This window comes from Mesorhizobium sp. LMG 17147 (assembly GCF_024297145.1).
GTDB lineage: Bacteria > Pseudomonadota > Alphaproteobacteria > Rhizobiales > Rhizobiaceae > Mesorhizobium.
Genome location: NZ_JANCTC010000004.1, coordinates 317,850 through 333,222, shown reverse-complemented (window position 1 = coordinate 333,222; position 15,373 = coordinate 317,850). Strand labels below are relative to the sequence as shown.

General features: G+C 63.0%; 14 protein-coding genes. 9 read left to right on the top strand and 5 right to left on the bottom strand.

Annotated features, from left to right (window positions below; genetic code table 11):
- The first annotated feature begins 71 nt into the window (after positions 1–71).
- Positions 72–1,022 (top strand): carbohydrate ABC transporter permease, encoded by a 951-nt coding sequence (locus NMG46_RS11120; protein WP_254817687.1) that lies wholly within the window; start codon positions 72–74, stop codon positions 1,020–1,022.
- A 1-nt stretch (position 1,023) separates the two neighbouring features.
- Positions 1,024–1,917 carry a carbohydrate ABC transporter permease gene (locus NMG46_RS11115; RefSeq protein ID WP_023674766.1) on the top strand — a complete coding sequence of 298 codons (894 nt, stop codon included), beginning with the start codon at positions 1,024–1,026 and terminating at the stop codon, positions 1,915–1,917.
- A gap of 89 nt (positions 1,918–2,006) precedes the next feature.
- Here NMG46_RS11115 and NMG46_RS11110 read toward each other — a convergent pair whose 3' ends face one another.
- Entirely contained in the window at positions 2,007–2,993 is a 987-nt protein-coding gene (locus NMG46_RS11110) for an alpha/beta fold hydrolase (RefSeq protein WP_254817686.1), read from the bottom strand.
- A gap of 149 nt (positions 2,994–3,142) precedes the next feature.
- On the opposite strand from NMG46_RS11110, the gene NMG46_RS11105 reads away from it, so the two are divergent.
- The 5 genes from NMG46_RS11105 (at position 3,143) to NMG46_RS11085 (ending at position 10,526) form a co-directional block, all read left to right on the top strand.
- The gene (locus NMG46_RS11105; protein WP_254817685.1) at positions 3,143–3,892 is read left to right on the top strand and encodes a competence/damage-inducible protein A; all 750 of its coding nucleotides are present in this window, start codon (positions 3,143–3,145) and stop codon (positions 3,890–3,892) included.
- Positions 3,893–3,966: 74 nt separating this feature from the next.
- Positions 3,967–4,800, top strand: a complete 834-nt coding sequence (locus NMG46_RS11100) for a universal stress protein (protein ID WP_254817684.1) — start codon at positions 3,967–3,969, stop codon at positions 4,798–4,800.
- Positions 4,801–4,911: 111 nt separating this feature from the next.
- Positions 4,912–5,412, top strand: a complete 501-nt coding sequence (gene gpt, locus NMG46_RS11095) for a xanthine phosphoribosyltransferase (RefSeq protein ID WP_254817683.1) — start codon at positions 4,912–4,914, stop codon at positions 5,410–5,412.
- Positions 5,413–5,633: 221 nt separating this feature from the next.
- Positions 5,634–6,122, top strand: coding sequence for an NUDIX hydrolase (locus NMG46_RS11090; protein ID WP_254817682.1), 489 nt, complete (start codon positions 5,634–5,636; stop codon positions 6,120–6,122).
- 645 nt (positions 6,123–6,767) lie between these two features.
- Complete coding sequence (locus NMG46_RS11085) at positions 6,768–10,526, top strand: vitamin B12-dependent ribonucleotide reductase (protein WP_254817681.1); 3,759 nt, start codon at positions 6,768–6,770, stop codon at positions 10,524–10,526.
- 127 nt (positions 10,527–10,653) lie between these two features.
- Here the strand turns inward: NMG46_RS11085 and NMG46_RS11080 are convergent, their stop codons facing one another.
- Positions 10,654–11,664: an MBL fold metallo-hydrolase gene (locus NMG46_RS11080; protein ID WP_254817680.1), complete on the bottom strand. Its 1,011-nt coding sequence runs from the start codon at positions 11,662–11,664 to the stop codon at positions 10,654–10,656.
- A gap of 355 nt (positions 11,665–12,019) precedes the next feature.
- On the opposite strand from NMG46_RS11080, the gene NMG46_RS11075 reads away from it, so the two are divergent.
- Entirely contained in the window at positions 12,020–12,220 is a 201-nt protein-coding gene (locus NMG46_RS11075; RefSeq protein ID WP_352477395.1) for a type II toxin-antitoxin system HicB family antitoxin, read from the top strand.
- Positions 12,221–12,394: 174 nt separating this feature from the next.
- Here the strand turns inward: NMG46_RS11075 and NMG46_RS11070 are convergent, their stop codons facing one another.
- Positions 12,395–13,414, bottom strand: coding sequence for a GH25 family lysozyme (locus tag NMG46_RS11070; RefSeq protein ID WP_254817679.1), 1,020 nt, complete (start codon positions 13,412–13,414; stop codon positions 12,395–12,397).
- Positions 13,415–13,672: 258 nt separating this feature from the next.
- On the opposite strand from NMG46_RS11070, the gene NMG46_RS11065 reads away from it, so the two are divergent.
- A complete protein-coding gene (locus NMG46_RS11065; RefSeq protein WP_254817678.1) occupies positions 13,673–14,587 on the top strand; it encodes a hypothetical protein in 915 nt (304 codons plus the stop codon).
- Positions 14,588–14,600: 13 nt separating this feature from the next.
- Here the strand turns inward: NMG46_RS11065 and NMG46_RS11060 are convergent, their stop codons facing one another.
- Both NMG46_RS11060 and NMG46_RS11055 read right to left on the bottom strand, forming a co-directional pair.
- The gene (locus tag NMG46_RS11060; protein WP_023717422.1) at positions 14,601–14,813 is read right to left on the bottom strand and encodes a hypothetical protein; all 213 of its coding nucleotides are present in this window, start codon (positions 14,811–14,813) and stop codon (positions 14,601–14,603) included.
- Between the two features lie 118 nt (positions 14,814–14,931).
- Complete coding sequence (locus NMG46_RS11055) at positions 14,932–15,330, bottom strand: GFA family protein (protein WP_254817677.1); 399 nt, start codon at positions 15,328–15,330, stop codon at positions 14,932–14,934.
- Positions 15,331–15,373 lie beyond the last annotated feature (43 nt).

The following is a 15,373-nucleotide window of genomic DNA, read 5'->3' as shown; positions in this document are numbered from 1 at the left end:
CAGCCATGCTGCCCGGCTTCGAATCGCGCATGGCCGCCCGGCCGTTTACGAAACCTTAGAGGAGCCGACCCATGGCCGTGACCTCCGCCGCCGTTCAGCCGCGTCCCTCGATCTTGTCTCGCATCCTGGCGACCTTGGCCGATAGCCGAAACGCGCTTGGCTTCGGCTTCATGCTGCCGGCGGCGGCACTGCTGCTGGTCTTCCTGACCTATCCGCTCGGGCTCGGCGTCTGGCTCGGCTTCACCGATGCCCGCATCGGCCGCCCCGGCATCTTCATCGGCATCGAGAATTACGAATATCTGTGGGACGACGCCGTCTTCTGGCTCTCCGTTTTCAACACCTTGCTTTATACGATCAGCGCCTCGATCCTGAAGTTCGTGCTCGGCCTCTGGCTGGCGCTTATCCTCAACCAGAACCTGCCGTTCAAGTCGTTCTTCCGCGCCATCGTCCTGCTGCCCTGGGTGGTGCCGACGGTGCTGTCGGCGATCGCCTTCTGGTGGATCTACGATTCGCAGTTCTCGATCCTGTCCTGGGCGCTGATGGAAATGGGCCTGATCGACCATCGCATCAATTTCCTCGGCGATCCCGAGAATGCGCGGGCTTCGGTCATCGCCGCCAATGTCTGGCGCGGCATTCCTTTCGTGGCGATAACGCTGCTTGCCGGCCTGCAGACGATTCCGCAGTCGCTCTACGAGGCCGCCACGCTCGACGGCGCCAGCCGCTGGCAATTGTTCCGTTACGTGACGCTGCCGCTGCTGACGCCGATCATCGCCATCACCATGACGTTTTCGGTGCTGTTCACCTTCACCGATTTCCAGCTGATCTACGTGCTGACGCGCGGCGGGCCGGTGAACGCCACGCATCTGATGGCGACGTTGTCGTTCCAGCGCGGCATTTCCGGAGGCCAGCTTGGCGAAGGCGCCGCGATCGCAGTCGCCATGATCCCGTTCCTGCTGGCGGCGATCCTGTTCAGCTATTTTGGCCTGCAGCGCCGCAAATGGCAGCAGGGCGGCGGAGATTGACATGACCGCGATCGAAACGAGCAAACGCCCGGAACTCGACGAAGGCGGCATGGGCTACCTGCAGAGTTTGCCGCGCCGGGTGGTGACGGTCTACCTGCCGCTGCTGATCTTCGTCATCGTGCTGCTGTTTCCGTTCTACTGGATGACGATCACGGCGGTTAAGCCCAATCTCGAGATGACCGACTACGCCAATTTCAATCCGTTCTGGGTGGTGCATCCGACGCTCGAGCATATCCGCTACCTGCTCTTCGAGACATCCTATCCGGGCTGGCTGCTCAACACGATCATCATCTCGACCGCCGCCACGTTCCTGTCGCTGCTGGCTGCGGTGTTCGCTGCCTATGCGATCGAACGCTTGCGGTTCTCCGGGGCGCGGCAGGTCGGCCTCGCGGTGTTCCTGGCCTATCTCGTACCGCCTTCGATCCTGTTCATTCCGCTGTCGGTGATGGTGTTCAACCTTGGGCTTTACGACACGCCCTTCGCTCTCATCCTCACCTATCCGACCTTCCTGATCCCGTTCTGCACATGGCTGTTGATGGGTTATTTCCGCTCGATCCCGTTCGAGCTGGAAGAATGCGCGCTGATCGACGGGGCGAGCCGCTGGCAGATCCTCACCAAGATCGTGCTGCCGCTGTCGGTGCCGGGCCTGATTTCCGCCGGCATCTTCGCATTCACCCTGTCATGGAACGAGTTCATCTATGCCCTGACCTTCATCCAGTCGTCCGAAAACAAGACCGTGCCGGTCGGCGTGCTCACCGAGCTGGTGCGCTCGGACGTCTATGAATGGGGGGCGCTGATGGCGGGAGCGCTGATCGGTTCATTGCCGGTCGTGGTGCTCTATTCGTTCTTTGTCGAGCACTATGTTTCCTCGATGACCGGAGCCGTGAAGGAATAGCCGATATCCTGATTAGGTTCGGAGGTATTCCCGGCGGCCGGGATGCTCGGGGCGGCACCCTGCCGGCCGATACCGCGTCCGGGAGGGTGTCAGCTGCCGGTGTCGGACTTCGGCGCAAATGCGCGGTCGGCAATGCGTTCGATGAAAGCGACGACCCGTTTCGGCTCGACGAATTGCGGCATGTGGCCAAGCCCCTCGACCGGCTCGAAATCGAGCCCGCTGATCTTTTCCATCACCGGCCAGCCGTGGATACCGATGCCCAGCACGCGGTCGGAAGCACCAAACAGAATGCCGACCGGCATGGTGATCTCACCATAGCGTTTCTCGATGCGGCCAAGGTCATGCGCGATCGCCACGACATCGGTCGATGTTGCGTAGAAATGGCTTGGCCTCAGCCCGCACCAGCCGCCGCCCTCGACCATATAGTCGGCCGGCGCCGTCTGTGGCGCGAAGATGAAGGCCAGCGTGCGTTCTGCATATTTGAGAGCCGCCGGGATCGCCATCGTATGAGCCATGATCCGGCGCCGCAGCGGCGAGTTGATGTATAGCGGGCCGAACTTCTCGCGCGCGTCCGGCTCCATATGGGTCAGCGGCGCCAGCAAGGCGATGCCGGAAATCGCCTCGGGATGCTCGACAGCCAGCGTCAGTGCGATGGCGCCGCCCAGCGAATGGCCGACGACCAGAGGCTTCTCCAGCCCAAGCGCCTCGATAAAGCGCCGCACGATCTCGGCCTGCTCGGGCAGCCGCCCGCTGGCGCCCCTGGCCCGCACCGAATAACCGGAACCCGGACGGTCGAACGCGATCAGCCGATAGTTCGGGCCGAAAATTCCGAACAGCGTGTGGCGGAAATGATGAAGCTGCGCGCCGAGGCCGTGCAGGAAGACGATCGGCCGCCCCTCGCCCGTCTCGACATAATGAATGCGGTTGCCGTCGATCTCGATGAATTTCCCGCTGGCCGGCACCAGCCTTTCGGCTTTCGCCGCGATCCGCCGTGTCGCCAGCAGAGGATAGGCTGCCACGACGAGCGCCAGCAGAACCAGCGCGCCGGGCAGCCATGGAAGAATCGGTACCGGCATGTCTTGCTCAAGGCTCCAAACCCGCACGCAGCATCACCCGCCGAAGGGTCCACTGCAAGGGAGGTGGCACAGGTGGATCCGTCGTTTGGCGGCATTGCCGCCGGCCGCCCGCCGCGCTATCTCAGGCGACCCGTTTGCCGGAGCCTGCCATGACCGAAATCGTCACCGCCGCCATGCTCGTCATCGGCGACGAGATTCTGTCCGGCCGCACCAAGGACAAGAACATCGGCCACCTCGCCGATATCATGACGGCGACCGGCATCGATCTGAAGGAAGTGCGCATCGTTCCGGACGAGGAAGACGAGATCGTCGCTGCGGTGAATGCGCTGCGCACCCGCTACACCTATGTCTTCACGACCGGCGGCATCGGCCCGACGCATGACGACATCACCGCCGATTCGGTTGCCAAGGCCTTTGGTGTGCCATGCGAATACGACGCCAGGGCCTACGCCCTGCTGGAGGCAAGCTATGCCGCCCGCGGCATCGAATACACGGAAGCGCGCAAGCGCATGGCGCGGATGCCGCGCGGGGCAGACCACATCGACAACCCAGTGTCGGTTGCGCCGGGCTTTCGCATCGGCAATGTCCATGTCATGGCCGGCGTGCCGGCGATTTTCCAGGCGATGCTCGACAATGTCGTGCCGACGTTGCGGGCCGGCACCAAAATGCTGTCGGCCACCGTGGAATGTCCGTTCGGCGAAGGCCTGATCGGGGGGCCGCTGGGCGACATCCAGAAGGCGCATCCGGACACGATCATCGGCTCCTATCCGAAATATGGCGACGGCAAATTCTGGACGGAACTGGTGGTGCGCGCCCGCAGCCAGCAGGCGCTGGACTCCGCACGCGCCGACGTAGAGGCTATGGTGGCGGGTTTAATCAAGGCAAACAAGGCGGGCTGATCGGCGTGACGGAACCAAGCATCGCGCAGTGACGTTTGTCACGATGGGATCGCCGTAAGGAGTGAGGGACTGCCATGCGATTCAAGACCATCGTCGCCATACTGCAGAACGAACAGGACGCCGAGCGCGTGCTCGACTGCGCGATCCCGCTGGCCAGCCGGTTCCAGAGCCATCTGATCGGCATCCATGCCGAGGCGCTGCCCGTGCCCTACACCTCGGCCACCGGCTTTCCGGACACCGAATTCCTGCAGGTTTCGGCCGACATGAACCGGGAGCGCGCCGAGAAGTTGCAGGCCGCCTTTTACAAGCGCATCGAGAATTCCGGCCTGTCGTTCGAATGGCGCAGCCTCGAGAGTTTTTCCGGCGACAGCGCGCTGACCGGCATCTCGACCGTTCGCACCGCGGACCTGATCATCGCCGCGCAGCGCGAATCGGGCAGCGACCCGAGCGCCGACGTCGACACGCTGGTCTACGATGCCGGCCGGCCGGTGCTGGTGGTGCCGCATTCGGGTCCGCTGGTGACCAGCTTCAAGCATGTGCTGCTCGCCTGGAACGGCAGCAAGGAAGCCGCGCGTGCGGCCTTCGATGCCCTGCCCTTCGTCATCGAGGCTGAGAAGACGGACATCGTCGTCATCGACCCGCCGGATACGCTCGACGAGGCGCCGGAAACGGCCGGCGCAGAGATCGCCGCCTCGCTGTCCAGGCACGGCGCGACCGTCAGCGTCTCGGTGCTGAGGTCCGGCGGCGCCTCGGTCGACGACATCATCCAGACCAGGGTCGCCGAAACGGGTGCGGACCTGCTCGTGCTCGGCGCCTACAGCCATTCCTGGCTGCGCCAGCTGCTGTTCGGCGGGGTCACGCGGACGGTGCTGCGCACCGCACCGGTGGCGGCTTTCCTGTCGCGGTAGCTTCACAGGGATAGCTTTCCACTCCCCTTGCCAAGCCCAAGCCTTTCCAGTTAATTCCGCGCGCATTCCATAGTGTCTGCGCGCGATGCGCGCTTTGCGGAGTGCGCGAAGATGTCCCTGCCCGAAAAAGCCTTCCCGGTCTCCTGGGACCAGTTTCACCGCGATGCGCGCGCGCTCGCCTGGCGGCTTGCCGGCGCCAACAAGGAGCAATGGAAGGCGATCGTCTGCATCACGCGCGGCGGCCTGGTTCCGGCCGCCATTATTTCGCGCGAGCTCGGCATCCGCATCATCGAGACGGTCTGCGTCGCGTCCTACCACGACTACACCAGCCAGGGGCAGTTGCAGGTGCTGAAGGAGGTCACGCCGGCGCTGCTCGCCGATGACGGGGCCGGCGTGCTGATCATCGACGACCTTACCGACACCGGCAAGACGGCAGGCATAGTGCGCGCGATGATGCCCAAGGCGCATTTCGCCACCGTCTACGCCAAGCCGAAAGGCAGGCCGCTGGTCGACACTTTCGTTACCGAGGTCAGCCAGGACACCTGGATCTATTTTCCCTGGGACATGGGCTTCACCTACCAGAAGCCGATCGCCGACGACCACGCCGGCTGATTCGCGGCACCGCCGCTTATTGCAACCAGCCCGCCCAAGGCACCATCCGCAGCCGAGAAATGCCGGCGTGATGCTCGCGCGGCCGCCCCATTTGGGCGAGACCGGCGCAAATCGGCAGAATTTCGCTGGCCCATGAAACATTTTTTACTTTTATTGCTTATAATTAGCCGTAAGATTCATGAGACGGCAAATGATTCTGGAAGCTGGGGCAAGCTTCTCCGATGTTGACGAGGCCAACGACGCACAACCATCTGGCCGAAAGGGTCCAGCGACTCTTCGGCGCGGTGCCGTCGCGCCTGCAGGTTGCAGCGTTGCCCTGGCGCGATAGCGGGGACGGCGTCGAAATCATGCTGATCACCAGCCGCGATACCGGCCGCTGGGTGCTTCCCAAAGGCTGGCCGGAAGCGAAGGAGCCGCTTTGCGAAGCGGCGGCGCGCGAAGCCGGCGAGGAGGCCGGGCTGCGCGGCACGATCTCGCATCACGAGGCCGGCCGCTATTTCTACGCCAAGGTGCTGGATTCCGGCGAGGAAGTGCCGTGCGAGGTTCTGGTGTTCCCGCTGCAGGTCGACAAGGTCGCCGACCGGTGGAAGGAAAAGCGGGCACGCACCCGCAAGTGGGTCAGCGCCGCCGAGGCTGTGGGCATGGTGCATGAACCGGACCTTCGCCAGATCATCGCCCATTTCTGCGCCGATCCACGCCGGTTCTCCTGAGCCCGGGCGGCGCATAGCCGCGGTCAGGTGCCGCGAACGCCATCGCCGAAGCACCTCCGCGCGGCGCCGAACCTTCCTCGCGGCGCTCCGCTTCTATCCCCGTTATCCACATGTGTGACACACAAGATGTTGGGGTCATAAAAGCTACGCAAACGAATCCTTGACGGCGCAAAACGAGTCGCCTTTTATAGGCCATGCGCTCCTGTTGAGAGCGCGACCGGAAAAGTTTCGAGGCCGGTCTTTTTCCCGGAATATGTGCGTTTTGATCCGCATTCTCGCCTGTTTACGAGGCCGGCGAAGGCGTGGGATTTTGAAGCCTTGGGGGGCGAAAGGGAGGATTGTCGGGCTTGAATAAATTGTCTGTTAACACTATATTTAGTGTTTGCAGATAGGTTCGACGCTAGATAGTGTGAATTTCCCTCGACCGAGGGTATTACAAAAAGTTTTCAGTTTTGAGGGACTCACAGGGTCCGTGAGCGCGTCGGACAGCGGCCTCGCAAGAGGTCCGACCGGCAGGGCGGCGGAGACTGTGACGATGAGAGCCGGGGTTTTCGAACGCCGGCAGACGGCGGCCATGCGTGTTTCGTCAAGAGGGCAGAAATCCTCTGGGAAAAGCGCTATATGTAGACAAAAGGGACCGGACCAATGCGCATCGAGCGTCGTTTCACCAAGCCAGGGCAATCAGCCTACGCGGAGATCGAATTCCGCAAGGCGCTTTCCGAGATCAAGAATCCGGATGGCTCGGTGGTGTTCCGCTTGGACAACATCGACGTGCCGGCGCAGTTCTCCCAGGTTGCCGCCGATATCCTGGCGCAGAAATATTTCCGCAAAGCCGGCGTGCCCGCACGGCTGAAGAAGGTCGAAGAGACGCAAGTTCCCTCCTTCCTGTGGCGCTCCGTCGCCGACGAGGCTGAACTGGCCAAGCTGCCGGAAGCCGAGCGCTACGGTTCCGAGACCGACGCCCGCCAGGTCTTCGACCGGCTTGCCGGCACCTGGACCTATTGGGGCTGGAAGGGCGGCTACTTCAAGTCGGAGGAAGACGCGCGCGCCTTCCGCGACGAGCTCGCCTATATGCTGGCCACCCAGCGCGTCGCGCCGAATTCGCCGCAATGGTTCAACACCGGCCTGCACTGGGCCTATGGCATCGACGGTCCGAGCCAGGGCCATTTCTATGTCGACCCATTCACCGGCAAGCTGACCAAGTCGAAGTCTTCCTACGAGCATCCGCAACCGCATGCCTGCTTCATTCAGGGCGTGCAGGACGACCTCGTCAACGAGGGCGGCATCATGGATTTGTGGGTGCGTGAGGCGCGCCTGTTCAAATATGGCTCCGGCACCGGCTCGAACTTCTCGTTCCTGCGCGGCGAAGGCGAAAAGCTGTCGGGCGGCGGCCGCTCGTCGGGGCTGATGAGCTTCCTCAAGATCGGCGACCGCGCGGCGGGCGCCATCAAGTCGGGCGGCACGACGCGCCGCGCCGCGAAAATGGTCATCGTCGACGCCGACCACCCCGATATCGAGGAGTTCATCGACTGGAAGGTCAACGAGGAGCAGAAGGTCGCCTCGCTGGTCACCGGCTCGAAGATCGTCAAGAAGCATCTCGAAGCGATCATGAAGGCCTGCATCAACTGCGAAGGCAATGGCGACGATTGCTTCGATCCGGCGGTCAACACCGCGCTGAAGCGCGAGATCAAGGCGGCCAAGAAGGACGCGGTGCCGGAGAACTACATCTATCGCGTCATCCAGTTTGCCAAGCAGGGCTACACCTCGATGTCGTTCAAGACCTACGACACCGACTGGGATTCGGACGCCTATCTCACCGTTTCCGGCCAGAATTCCAACAATTCGGTGTCGCTGAAGGACGATTTCCTGCGCGCCGTCGAGCAGGACGGCGACTGGCATCTCACCGCCCGCAAGGACGGCAAGGTGCTGAAGACGCTGAAGGCGCGCGATCTCTGGGAAAAGATCGGCTATGCCGCCTGGGCGTCGGCCGATCCGGGCCTGCATTTCAACACGACGATGAACGACTGGCACACCTGCGCCTCGGCCGGTGCGATCCGGGCGTCCAACCCGTGCTCGGAATACATGTTCCTCGACGACACCGCCTGCAATCTGGCCTCGATCAACCTACTGCCCTATCGCAACGCCGACGGCACCATCGACATCGCTGCCTACGAGCACACGGTGCGGCTGTGGACCATGGTGCTTGAAATCTCCGTCATGATGGCGCAGTTCCCGTCGAAGGAGATCGCCAAGCTTTCCTACGAGTACCGTACGCTCGGCCTCGGCTACGCCAATATCGGCGGCCTGCTGATGACCTCGGGCATTCCTTACGATTCCGACGAGGGCCGCGCCATTTGCGCCGCCCTCACCGCGATCATGACCGGCACCGCCTATGCCACTTCGGCTGAAATGGCCGCCGAGCTCGGCGCCTTCCCCGACTACGACCGCAATGCGCAGAACATGCTGCGTGTCATGCGCAACCACCGCCGCGCGGCCTATGGCGAAAGGGACGGCTACGAGAAGCTTGCCGTCAACCCGGTGCCGCTGGTCGCCTCGGATCTCAAGCAGCAGGAGCTTGCCGACCATGCCAAGGCCGCCTGGGACCGCGCCATCGAGCTTGGCGAGGAGCATGGCTACCGCAACGCGCAGGCAACGGTGATCGCACCGACCGGCACGATCGGCCTGGTGATGGATTGCGACACCACCGGCATCGAGCCCGACTTCGCGCTGGTGAAATTCAAGAAGCTGGCCGGCGGCGGCTATTTCAAGATCATCAATCGCGCCGTGCCGGAAGCGTTGCGCACGCTTGGCTATTCCGAGAGCCAGATCGCCGAGATCGAGGCCTATGCGGTCGGCCACGGCAATCTCAACCAGGCGCCGGGCATCAATCCCGGCTCGCTCAAGGCAAAAGGCTTTACCGACGAAAAGATCGCCGCACTCAATGCGGCATTGAAGTCGGCCTTCGACATCAAGTTCGTCTTCAATCAGTGGACGCTGGGTGCCGACTGGGTGAAGGAGACGTTCGGCTTCACCGACGAGCAGCTCAATGATTTCTCGTTCGAAATGCTGCCGGCGCTGGGTTTCTCGAAGAAGGACATCGAGGCCGCCAACATCCATGTCTGCGGAGCGATGACGCTGGAAGGCGCGCCGTTCCTGAAGGCCGAACACCTGCCTGTGTTCGACTGCGCCAGCCCGTGCGGCAAGATCGGCAAGCGTTCGCTGTCGATCAACAGCCACATCATGATGATGGCAGCGGCACAGCCCTTCATTTCCGGCGCCATTTCCAAGACCATCAACATGCCGAACGACGCGACGGTGGAAGACGCCAAGGGCGCCTACATGCTGTCGTGGAAGCTGGCGCTGAAGGCCAACGCGCTCTATCGCGACGGCTCGAAGCTGTCGCAGCCGCTCAACGCCTCGCTGCTCGCCGACGGCGAGGAGGACGAGGACGAAGCGGTCGAGCAGCTGATCGCGGCACCGGCCGCGCAGCGCGCCGTGCAGGTGACCGAGAAGATCGTCGAGCGCGTCGTCGAGCGTCTCTACCGCGACCGCGAGAAACTGCCGAACCGCCGCAAGGGCTATACCCAGAAGGCGGTCGTCGGCGGCCACAAGGTCTATCTCAGGACCGGCGAATTCGATGACGGCCGCCTCGGCGAGATCTTCATCGACATGCACAAGGAAGGTGCCGCCTTCCGGGCGATGATGAACAACTTCGCCATCGCCATCTCGCTCGGCCTGCAATATGGCGTGCCGCTCGAGGAATTCGTCGAAGCCTTCACCTTCACCAAATTCGAGCCGGCTGGCATGGTGCAGGGTAACGACGCCATCAAGAACGCCACGTCGATCCTCGACTACGTGTTCCGCGAACTTGCCGTCTCCTACCTCGGCCGCCACGACCTCGCCCATGTCGACCAGTCGGATTTCGACAAGACCGCACTCGGACGCGGCATCAACGAAGGCAAGGCGACGCCCTTCTCCAAGGGGCTGACCCGCGGTGCCTCGCCGGTCAAGCTGGTGTCGGGCATGAGTGCCGAGCCCAAGGGCTTTGCGGGCTCCGGAACTCCAGTCCGTACCGCCCCGACCGCCTTCTCCGGCTCCAACGTGCTGACGCTGAAGCCGGCCAGTGACGAGGCTATTGCCTACAAGCGCGACTACGAGGAGCGCGCCAGGGAACTGGTCGAGGACATCGTCCACGCGGAAGCCTCCGACCCGACGGAGCTGTTCACCGACGAGGCCGCGAAAGAAGCAGCCGAAGCCAAAGCGCTCGCCGCCAACCGACGCCAGCAATCATTGATGCAGGGCTACACCGGCAACGAATGCTCGGAATGCCATAACTTCACGATGGTGCGGAACGGGACTTGCGAGAAGTGCGACACTTGCGGGGCTACGAGCGGATGTAGCTGAGATAGCTGATAGGCAAGTTCATCGCTTGGAGGTGGGTAGACGGCAACCCACCTCTAACGGCCAAAGCTCGCGACGTTGCTCGTGCGGTCGTTCAAACGCTGTGCTCGGCCCTAACCCAATACGCGGGTCAGTAGTCCCAGACAGCCGGCACGCAACGAAAGACATCGCCGTCCACCGCCACATGGCAGATAGACGGGAACGGCAGGTGAGTGGCCACCAGCGGCTCGCGGGTCGCCGCCAGCTCCCGCAAAAGATTGATCCGGACGCGGGCCGCCTCCTCGGGGTCGTGTTCGAAGCCGTTGTGCCAGTCGGGTTGGTCGAACCCGACCTGGAACACGGCGTCGCCGGCGAACGTCAGCCGATCGCCGCCGGACGCTAGGCGGACCACGCTGTGCCCGGGGGTGTGGCCGCCGGTGAGCGTGACGACCACCCCCGGCGCCACCTCATGCTCCGTCTCAAACGGCCGCAACTGGCTGTGGTAGTCGTTCACGAACCGCTTGGCCGCCCGCCGCAGCGCATCCGGGAACCCCGTTGGCATGGAGACGCGGGAGAAATCGGGCGACTCCCAGAACTTGAGCTCGGCGGCCGCCACGTGAATCCGCAGATCCGGACGCAGCCGGTCCTTCACCCCGTCGATGAGGAGCCCGCCAATGTGGTCCATGTGCATATGGGTCAGCACCACGTCGGTGACGGATGCGAGATCGATGCCGGCGGCCTCCAGTCGCGAGACCAACCGCCCGGCCCTCGGCAAGTGCAAGTCCGGGTCCATCCCCAGCCCGGCGTCCACGAGTATGGTCCGGTCGCCGCTGCGTACGACGACCACGTTCAGCGGCCACTCGAGCACGTCCGGCGGCAGGAACATGTCGTCCAGCCAGGCCGCCCGGAGGGCCGGGTCGACGTTATATGCCATAACCGGCGCTGGTATCGGCAGCACTCCATCGCTGACCACCAGCACGTCGATGTCGCCGACCTGCAGCGCGTAGCGCGACGGAACCAATTCGGGCTCCGGTCTACCGTTGCTGTGCTTGGCGTTCAGGCTGTCGGCGCAGTGCTGGATCGAGGGGTGTGAAATGTTGTCCAAGCTCATGTTTGTCTCCTGCTGACCAGTCGTGCGGGTTTTTGTTTCTGCCTGCGACATGATGCGCTCCTGTTTTGCGTGATCGAGACGTGTGGGTCACAAGCCACGTCGGGGACCCTATGGGGAAGCGTGTCGGCTATCGAGCTACACCTGAGGATGGGTCAGCCTGTGCTCTCAGTGGACCGCAGCGAGGATTTGGTGGTGAAGAGGCCGGCATGAGGGAGTAGACGCTCTCGCCCACCGAACCGCGCCCCGCGCTCAGCGTTGACTCGAAGCCGTCCTCAATATCCGTGACGATGTGCTCATTAGAGCAGGAAAGATCTCAGGAGGAGCTGCTGTTCAACTACGTCGGTGTAGATGATCGGCCGCTAGCCATAATGACATTTCCAACCGAAGAGGTCGCGCAATGCGTTACGTGGCAGTCATCGAAAAGCCGGAAACAATTTTTCCGCTTAGCTGCCGGACCTACCCGGCTGCATTGCGATCGGTGCTCGAGGTGGAAAAACCGAAATTCGCGACGCAATACGCTTTCACATCGAAGGCCTCGCGCGCCGATGGACTGGATGTGCCCAAAGGTGTCAGCCTGGCGGAATATGCGGAATATATTGAGGCGTAAAAGCTGCGCCTCCCCTTCTCCCCTTGCGGGAGAAGGTGGCCGAGCGAAGCTCGGTCGGATGACGGGTGCTCCAGCTTGGCACCGACGGCGATCCGTCCAACACCCCTCATCCGGCTCGGCGCTGCGCGCCGATCCACCTTCTCCCACAAGAAGGGGAGAAGGCAAGAGCTGCCGCTACTCCGCCTCCGCTACCATCTGCCGGCCGCCAACCCAGTCGCGCCATGCCCGCTCATCGCCGTGGAAGACATTGAGGTCGATGCGGCCTCTCACGCCGTGCGACAGGCCGGAGCCGGAATATTGCCAGAACAGCCATTTGCGGCCGGGATAGACCTTGGACGGGTGGGCGGCCACGGCGCGCAGCCAGAATGGATAATCGGGGAAGGCGCCGCGCAGATTGTCGCGGTAGAAGTCGGGCGCGGTGTAGATGATCGGCCGCTGGCCGTAGTGGCGCTCGAGCTTGTCCATGAACACTTGCATCTTTTCCAGCACCTTTTGCCGCGATGGGCGCCGCTTGCAGCTGGATTCGCCGTTCCACTCGACGTCGATCACCGGCGGCAGCGCGCCCTCGACCCTCGGCACGTTGCGGATGAACCAGTCGGCCTGCTCGCCGGCGGTGCGGCACCAGTAGAAGAAGTGATAGGCGCCGCGCTTCAAGCCGGCGGCGTCGGCATTGCGCCAGTTCCTGGTAAACATCGGGTCGATATGATCGCCGCCGTCAGTCGCCTTGATGTAGGCGAAGTTGGCGCCCTGGGCGCGCAGCTTTTGCCAGTTCACATTGCCCTGCCAGCGCGAAACGTCGACGCCATGGACGGCAAGGCGCCTCGGCGAGGAGGACTTACCGAAATTGATCGGCTTGGCGTCGCGAAAACCATAGCGCGTGACCGGCTCGGCAAGCATCGCCGGTGCTGCGCGTGTCAGCCGCTTCGGCGGCGACATCAGCGCGATGACCTCGGCCGGCGGTTCGACGTCCTGATCGGGTACGCCCATCGCGACCGGCTGTTCGTCCTGCTCCTGTTCGGCAAAAGCGGGCGCAGCATCAGTTTTCGCCACGGATGCCACCGGCGCGGGTGGCCGCACAACCGAGCTGGTGGTCTCGCTGGACGGCACCTGCAGCGCATCGACGCCGGAGGTCGACGTACAGCCGGCAAGGCACAGCGCTGCGATCGAAAAGATGACGACGCCTGATATACGCATCTGGACCTGTACGCAAAACACAACAGACCGAAGGCAGGACAACGCCGCCGGACAAACCAAGCTGGATTCCTAACAAGAAACTACCAACAAAGTTTGAATCGAATTATTAGGGGGTTTGCATCGGGACGTTCGCCCGGACGGGGTGCGCTATCCCCAACGTTCGACCACGTGGCTGCCTCGCAATCCCGCTTGACAACTCACTGCATGAGATTAGTCTCCACTAATCTTACGGTGTAAGGCCATACTTGGGAGGAAGTCATGCAGCCCGCCGCCCTGTCAGAATTGCAGCACGTAGCCCCGCCCGAGCGACGCTCGCCCGCCATCGGCATCGACGAGATATCTGGCGATCTCAGCCGCGTTATCGAACGCGCCGAGGTCAATGCCTGGCTCGATCTCTATCGCGCCGCCCCGGCAGACTTTGCCGCAAGGCAAGGCCTTGCCGTCGCCGAAGATGGCGATCTCGTCTGGACCACCTGCACGACGATCCCGTTCATCCATTTCAACTGCGTCAAGAATCTCGGTGTCGATAGCGCTGCCACCGAGAGCCGGCTCGACGCGCTTCTGGCGCATTATCGCGAGGCCGGTATTCTGCGGCCCTGGTTCTACACCAATCCGCATACCAAGCCCGCGACGCTCAGTTGCTGGCTCGAGGCACGCGGCCTGCAGCGTCAGGGCGGTTGGGAACGCATCTTTCGCGACGCCACGCCATTGCCAACGGAGCCGCTTTTCCCGTCGAAGGATGTCTCGGTCGAGCGGGTGACGTCGGCAACGGCAAGGGAATGGGCTGGGTTCATCGACAGCCAATATCGGTTGCCGACCTCACCATGGTTGCTAGCGCTGGCCGGCCGACGCGGCTGGCATCATTACATGCTGCGGCGGGACGGCGCGGTGGCGGCGGTGCGCTCGATGTTCATCGGTGCCGACGGCATGGCCTGGAGCGGCATCGACGCGCCGGTGCCCGGCATCATGGCGCCGAGCTTCGACCTCGATGCAACGCTCGGCGAAGCGATGGTGCGCGACGGACTTGCGGCCGGTGCAAAACTGTTCGTGGCCGACATCGAGGCGCCGCAGTCCGAACGCGACGGGCCGGCGTATCGCAACTATGCGCGCCTCGGCTTCAGGCTGGCTTATTTCCGCAGCCATTACAGCTATTTGCCGGCAAATTCCGGCTGACAGCTTCACGACCCTAGCCGCACAGCCACAGCTTGTGGCAGGTCGTGGCCATCAGGTGGGCCGGCGGTACAAAACGATCGTTGACCGCCACATCATCGTCCGCCCGGCGGACCTTTTCCTCGAGCAGCGTGCGAAGTTCTGCCGGCTGCACGCGGTCGCGCTCCATCACCAGCTTGATCATCGGATCACTCAAGAGCTCGTCCAGGGTGTTGATGCTGTCGTTCATTCCGTCGCCTCCTCGACTGCCGCCCGCACGCAATAGATAGGCAGCAATGATGGCCCGCCAATGACGCTTTGCCGGCTATCTCGTGTCGCTTTGGATTAAATTTTATCCAGACTTCACCTCAAGCCGGAGGTGGCGCGCCTTCATATTGCGGCAGGCCGTCGTCGATCTGGACCCAGGGCTGCTTCGAGGCGGTCCAGATGTGCATCTCAGGCCTGAACACCGAAGGATCATCGAGCGAGCCGGTCGTGATGCCGATGATGCCGGCGGAATCGCGCCGGGAAAACATCGTCGTGCCGCAACGCGGGCAAAAGCCACGCTTGAGATCGGGCGAGGAATTCACCGTCGCCACCGGTCCGTCGACCGTCACATCGTCGATGCGGAACAGCACGCGCGCGTTGAAGGCGGCACCCAGTGCCTTCTGGCAGAGCCGGCAATGGCAGACGCGCTCATTGATCGGTGTCGCCTCGGCATGGTAGCGCACCGCACCGCACAAACACCCGCCCTGATATCTTGCCATCGCCCATGTCCCTTCCCTGCGAGGATAGACGATACCTATCGAT

What these genes read in the sequence shown, in the direction of transcription:
- NMG46_RS11055 (WP_254817677.1), bottom strand. Translation starts at nt 15,330, where the DNA reads ATGGCAAGATATCAGGGCGGGTGTTTGTGCGGTGCGGTGCGCTACCAT.
- NMG46_RS11090 (WP_254817682.1), top strand. Translation starts at nt 5,634, where the DNA reads ATGTTGACGAGGCCAACGACGCACAACCATCTGGCCGAAAGGGTCCAG.
- NMG46_RS11120 (WP_254817687.1), top strand. Translation starts at nt 72, where the DNA reads ATGGCCGTGACCTCCGCCGCCGTTCAGCCGCGTCCCTCGATCTTGTCT.
- NMG46_RS11110 (WP_254817686.1), bottom strand. Translation starts at nt 2,993, where the DNA reads ATGCCGGTACCGATTCTTCCATGGCTGCCCGGCGCGCTGGTTCTGCTG.
- NMG46_RS11080 (WP_254817680.1), bottom strand. Translation starts at nt 11,664, where the DNA reads ATGTCGCAGGCAGAAACAAAAACCCGCACGACTGGTCAGCAGGAGACA.
- NMG46_RS11105 (WP_254817685.1), top strand. Translation starts at nt 3,143, where the DNA reads ATGACCGAAATCGTCACCGCCGCCATGCTCGTCATCGGCGACGAGATT.
- NMG46_RS11060 (WP_023717422.1), bottom strand. Translation starts at nt 14,813, where the DNA reads ATGAACGACAGCATCAACACCCTGGACGAGCTCTTGAGTGATCCGATG.
- NMG46_RS11115 (WP_023674766.1), top strand. Translation starts at nt 1,024, where the DNA reads ATGACCGCGATCGAAACGAGCAAACGCCCGGAACTCGACGAAGGCGGC.
- NMG46_RS11065 (WP_254817678.1), top strand. Translation starts at nt 13,673, where the DNA reads ATGCAGCCCGCCGCCCTGTCAGAATTGCAGCACGTAGCCCCGCCCGAG.
- NMG46_RS11085 (WP_254817681.1), top strand. Translation starts at nt 6,768, where the DNA reads ATGCGCATCGAGCGTCGTTTCACCAAGCCAGGGCAATCAGCCTACGCG.
- NMG46_RS11070 (WP_254817679.1), bottom strand. Translation starts at nt 13,414, where the DNA reads ATGCGTATATCAGGCGTCGTCATCTTTTCGATCGCAGCGCTGTGCCTT.
- gpt (WP_254817683.1), top strand. Translation starts at nt 4,912, where the DNA reads ATGTCCCTGCCCGAAAAAGCCTTCCCGGTCTCCTGGGACCAGTTTCAC.
- NMG46_RS11100 (WP_254817684.1), top strand. Translation starts at nt 3,967, where the DNA reads ATGCGATTCAAGACCATCGTCGCCATACTGCAGAACGAACAGGACGCC.